At 70.5% G+C, this 1,110-nt stretch carries 1 protein-coding gene and 1 pseudogene; one reads left to right on the top strand and one right to left on the bottom strand.

Annotated elements, in window-relative coordinates:
- Nucleotides 1–548, bottom strand: a 548-nt coding sequence (locus LQV45_RS34735; protein WP_230012485.1) for an ABC transporter ATP-binding protein, incomplete at its 3' end; no start/stop codon positions are given.
- A 132-nt stretch (nt 549–680) separates the two neighbouring features.
- On the opposite strand from LQV45_RS34735, the pseudogene LQV45_RS34730 reads away from it, so the two are divergent.
- Nucleotides 681–1,110: pseudogene (locus tag LQV45_RS34730) on the top strand (phosphoserine phosphatase SerB); the annotation flags it as partial.

The raw sequence follows: 1,110 nt of genomic DNA, 5'->3' as shown, positions 1-1,110 counted from the left end.
ACCAGGTCCTCGCGGCCGCCGAGGTCGAGCCCCGCGGCCGGCTCGTCCAGGAGCAGGAGCTCGGGATCGGTCATGAGGGCGCGGGCAATCTGGACGCGCTTGCGCTCCCCCTCGGAAAGCGAGGCGAAGGGGCGGTTGAGCAGCGGGCCCATCCCCCACTCGTTCAGCAGCCCGAAGGCGCGCCGCTCGTCGTCCTTCTCGTAGCCCTCGCGCCAGCGGCCGGTCACGCCGTACGCGGCGGTGACCACCACGTTGAGGACCTTCTCGTGCTCGGGGATCTGGCTGGCCAGCGCAGCGGAGGACAGCCCGATCCGGGGGCGGAGCTCGAAGACGTCGACGGCGCCGAGGACTTCCTCGAGGATGCCCGCCATTCCGGAGGTCGGGTGGATGCGGGCCGCGGCCAGCTGGAGGAGCGTGGTCTTGCCGGCGCCGTTGGGGCCCAGGATCACCCAGCGTTCGCCCTCTTTGACCTGCCAGTCGACCTTGTCCAGGAGCGTCTTCGCCCCACGTACAACACTGACCCCGGCCATTTCAAGAACATCACTCATAGGAGTAGACACTAGGACAAAAAAGCGGGCGACTGATAACCGGCGCCGCGCCCTGCCGTGGAGCGTCACGCGGCGCCCGCCCGGGCGCAACGAATTCGGGCCGCCCGCCGCCCGCTCGCTAGGATTGAGGCCATGAGTTCGAACGTGACCGCAGTGAGCTACGGCCTGAAACTGTCCCTTCCCGACATCCAGCGGCTGCGTTCGCTCCTGACGGCCGCCGGGCTGGGCGTCGGGGCGGAAACCCGGACCGGCGACGCCCGCTTCGAGGTATACGCCGTCGACTGCGCACTGGACGCCTCGGGGGCAGGCTCGCCCGACGCCGCCACAGCCGCCGCGGTTGCGGAAGCCCGCCTGGACGGTGCGCGCCGTGCGCTGGCGGCCGCCGGCATCGAGGGCGTCGACACGGCCCTGGTTCCGGCAGCACTGCGCAGCGCGCCCCGGAAGTTCCTCATCATGGACGTGGACTCCACCCTCATCCAGCAGGAAGTAATCGAGCTGCTGGCCGCCTACGCCGGCAAGCGCGAGGAAGTGACGGCGGTGACCGAGGCGGCCATGCGCGGCG

Source organism: Microbacterium sp. Bi128, assembly GCF_918698205.1.
This window is presented reverse-complemented; position numbering and strand designations above follow the sequence as displayed.